Below are 3,639 nucleotides of genomic sequence, written 5' to 3'. Positions count from 1 at the left end.
TCGGTGTCAAGCTCACCACGCTCCGCCCGGAGCAGGCCGACTACATCGGCGTCCAGGTCGAAGGCCCCTACAAGCCCGACCACTACCGCTACTGATCACCCCCTGATCACCTCCTGATCAGCTCACCTCCTGATCAGCGGAATCCGAGTCAGGCCCCCGGCAGCCGTGCCGGGGGCCTGCCCCGTTCCCCCTACCCAAGGACCCCGCCCCATGCCCCGCGGCCGTTACTCGCTGCACGACACGCACGACCACAGCCCCCTCGGCGAGGAGCACTTCCACTGCGCCCCCGGCCCCTCCGGCTGGCGCTACGTCTCCCAGCTCATCAGCCCCGACGGCGAGCACGCCGGCTCCGTGGACCTCGCCCTGGACGAACTCGGCCGCCCCATCCGCCTCGAACTCAACGCCGCGAGCTGGCAGGTCCGCGGCGCCGCCATCGACGGCGTCACCTGGGTCCGCACGGACCCCACCGGCACCGAGGCCACCGAGGGCAACGTCCACGCCCCCGCCTTCACCGGAACCTCCCCCGCCTTCCTGATCGCGACCGCCCGGCTGCTGCGCCTGACCCCGGGCGCCCCCGCCACCCGGGTCCGGCTCGTCCGCTTCACCGACCCGGTCCTCGCCCCCCTCACCGTCGACCAGGCATGGGCCCTGCTGGGCACCGAGACCCACTCCACCGACAGCGGCCCGCTCGCCGTCGACGAATACCGCGTCACCTCCCTCGACACCGGCGAGGTCCACACCGTCCACATCGCCGGAGACGTGGTCCTCTCGGCCCCCGGCATCGAACTCGAACACCTGGAGACCCCGCCCTCGGTCTTCCCCACCGACTGACGGCTCCGCCCGCAAGTACTCCTCCCCGGTACTCCTCGTCTCAGTACTCCTCGTCGGGGTAGTTCCACTCCAGCACCGCCGTCGCCGACGGCGCCGCCTCCTTCACGTACCAGGCCACGGACTTCTCGAACTCCGGGCACCACAGGTAGGAGCGGGAGACGATGAGCGGGTACGTGGTCTCCCCGACGACCAGGCAGGCCCCGTCCCCCTCCTCGACGGCCATCCGCACCTGGTCGTCGATACCCTCGTCCCGCATCAGCTCGCGGAGCTCCTCGATCACCGCCCGCGCCTGCGTCCCATCGGCGACATTCGTGACCTGGAAGCTGAATTCGATGTTCACTGACATGCCGGGCAGGCTAGGTGATCACTCCGACAACACCCGCCCGCCCCGAGTCCGTCAGGCCGGCGGCGCGAACCCGGTCTTCCGAACCGAATCAGCCGGACCCGGCGCCGGACCCGGAGGTGCGGCCGGACCCGCGGGCGGAGCAGCAGGCGCCGCAGCCGGGGGAGCCATCGGCGTCACCGCGACGCCGGCCATCCCGCCCGGAACGACGGGCACCGCCTGAGCGGGGTACGGCACGGGCTGCCCGGAGTGTGCGCCGAAGGCGCGGGCCGCATCACGTGACTGCCGCTCGTGCACCACCGCAGCCAGGAACGCGGCCGCCGGTATCCCGGGCGGCGGCACCGCACCGGTCCGCGCCACCAGGTCATCCGCCAGCCGGGCGGCCATCTGTGCACCCACCTGGGGGTCCAGCTGCCCCATCCGCGTCAGGTACTGCCGTATCGCCAGCCACAGCCCGTCCGGTACGCCCGACAGGTCGAGCCCGGAGAACTGCCCGGCCAGCCAGGGCGGCGGAGGCGGAACCGGCACCACCCGGGCCCCCGGCACCCGCTCCCGCACCACCAGCGTCCCGCCGAACACGTCCCCGAGCCGTCGGCCCCGCTCCGACACCAGCGAAGCGATCACCGCGATCATCCCGAACGTCAGCAGCAGCTCGATCACACCCATGGCCCCGCGCACCAGCGCGTGCCGGAACCGGATCGGCCCGCCGTCATCCCGGACCACCCGCAGCCCGAGGGCCAGCTTCCCCAGCGACCGCCCGTGGGACAGGGTCTCCACGGCTATCGGCACACCCACCAGGATCAGCACGAACGACGCCACGGCGATCGCGGCCTGCGCCGCCTCGTCCATGGAGGCCGTCCCGAGGGTGATGCCGATCGAGATCAGCACGTACCCCACGAAGTACACGAGCAGATCGAGCATGATCGCCAGTGCCCGGCTGGGCAACCTGGCGGGCCGCAGCCCGAGGACGACAGCGTCCCCCGTCACCAGACCACTCACCGAAGCCCACCCTTCACCGCAGACCTGACCTGCCCCTTGTCCATCAAGTCTGCCAAGCTGGCGACAGCCGGGGTAAGGGCTGTGGACAACCGACGGGGCAGGGGAGCGGCAAGCGAATGGATCTCGACGTCTTCGTGACCGCACACCGCGCAGAGTGGGACCGGCTGGAACAGCTGCTCGGCCGCGGCCGCCGGCTCACCGGATCCGAAGCGGACGAACTCGTCTCCCTCTACCAGCGGACGGCCACCCACCTCTCGCTCATCCAGTCCAGCACGCCCGACCCCATGCTCACCGGCCGCCTGACACAGCTGGTCGCCCGGGCCCGCGCGGCCGTCACCGGCGCCCGCCGCTCCTCCTGGCGCGACGCGGCCCGCTTCTTCACCACCGGATTCCCTGCCGCGGTCTACCTGAGCCGCCGCTGGTGGGGACCCACGGCGGTGCTCTCCGTCGCCCTGGGCGTCCTCATCGGCTGGTGGATCGCGACGCACCCCGAGGTCCAGGCGTCCATCGCCGCCCCCGAGGACCTCAAGGCGATGACCCGCCCCGGCGGTGAGTACGAGACCTACTACTCCAGCCACCCGGCCGCCTCCTTCGCCGCCCAGGTGTGGACGAACAACGCACAGGCAGCCGCGATGTGCCTGGTCCTGGGTGCCTTCCTCGGGATCCCGGTGCTCTGGATCCTCTTCCTGAACATGGCGAACCTGGGCGTCGGCCTCGGCCTCATGGCCTCCGCCGGCCGGCTCGACGTGTTCCTCGGCCTGATCCTCCCGCACGGCCTGCTCGAACTGACCGCTGTCTTCGTGGCGGCCGGCACCGGCCTCCGCCTCGGCTGGACGGTCATCGATCCGGGCCCCCGCACCCGCCGCGAAGCCCTCGCGGAACAGGGCCGCGCCGCCCTCGGCATGGCGATCGGCCTGGCCGTGGTCCTGTTCGTCTCCGGTCTCATCGAAGGCTTCGTGACCCCGTCCGGCCTTCCCACCTGGGCCCGCATCACCATCGGTGTCGCGGTCGAAGCCCTCTTCTTCCTCTACGTCTACGTCCTCGGCGGCCGCGCCGCGCGGGCCGGCGAGACGGGAGACGTGGAGGCCGCGGACCGCACGGACACCCTCCCGACGGCGGCCTGACCCTCCTCGCTGCGCGCCTCGATGTGCGTCGGACACCGCTCACCTGCTAGTGTCTCGTCGTCCCGCAAAGACTGTTGACACGGTCCGCGTGGGGAGGTAGATTCGAACGGTTGCGTCGGACTGGACAGTCTGATCGCGACCAACTAACATCTCTCTCGCTCCCAAAACCGGAATCGAATTCCTGTTGTTGGAGCACACCCTCCGAAATCCTGTCGGATGTCGAAGCCGGAAAAACCCGGTGAGATTCTCTGATAGAGTCGGAAACGCCGGAAGGGAAAAGCGCGAAAGCGCCGGAACCGGAAAGCACCGAGGAAATCGGGTCCGAAAAGATCTGATAGAGTC

General features: G+C 70.5%; 5 protein-coding genes. 3 read left to right on the top strand and 2 right to left on the bottom strand.

Annotated elements, in window-relative coordinates; genetic code table 11:
* Together AB0O36_RS36915 and AB0O36_RS36910 are read left to right on the top strand one after the other, a co-directional pair.
* Positions 1–95 (top strand): adenosylhomocysteinase (locus tag AB0O36_RS36915; RefSeq protein ID WP_365115673.1); only part of this gene is annotated, 95 nt, incomplete at its 5' end.
* 115 nt (positions 96–210) lie between these two features.
* Complete coding sequence (locus AB0O36_RS36910; protein WP_365118361.1) at positions 211–831, top strand: hypothetical protein; 621 nt, start codon at positions 211–213, stop codon at positions 829–831.
* Between the two features lie 40 nt (positions 832–871).
* On the opposite strand, the gene AB0O36_RS36905 is transcribed toward AB0O36_RS36910, so the two are convergent.
* Together AB0O36_RS36905 and AB0O36_RS36900 are read right to left on the bottom strand one after the other, a co-directional pair.
* Positions 872–1,177: a hypothetical protein gene (locus tag AB0O36_RS36905; protein WP_365118358.1), complete on the bottom strand. Its 306-nt coding sequence runs from the start codon at positions 1,175–1,177 to the stop codon at positions 872–874.
* Between the two features lie 51 nt (positions 1,178–1,228).
* Positions 1,229–2,173 (bottom strand): RDD family protein, encoded by a 945-nt coding sequence (locus tag AB0O36_RS36900; protein WP_365118356.1) that lies wholly within the window; start codon positions 2,171–2,173, stop codon positions 1,229–1,231.
* A gap of 116 nt (positions 2,174–2,289) precedes the next feature.
* On the opposite strand from AB0O36_RS36900, the gene AB0O36_RS36895 reads away from it, so the two are divergent.
* Positions 2,290–3,297: a stage II sporulation protein M gene (locus AB0O36_RS36895; RefSeq protein ID WP_365118354.1), complete on the top strand. Its 1,008-nt coding sequence runs from the start codon at positions 2,290–2,292 to the stop codon at positions 3,295–3,297.
* Positions 3,298–3,639 lie beyond the last annotated feature (342 nt).

The sequence above is a fragment of the Streptomyces sp. NPDC089799 genome (genome assembly GCF_040684755.1).
GTDB lineage: Bacteria > Actinomycetota > Actinomycetes > Streptomycetales > Streptomycetaceae > Streptomyces.
Note: the sequence above shows the minus strand (reverse complement) of the source record. Positions and strands in the feature narration are given on the sequence as shown.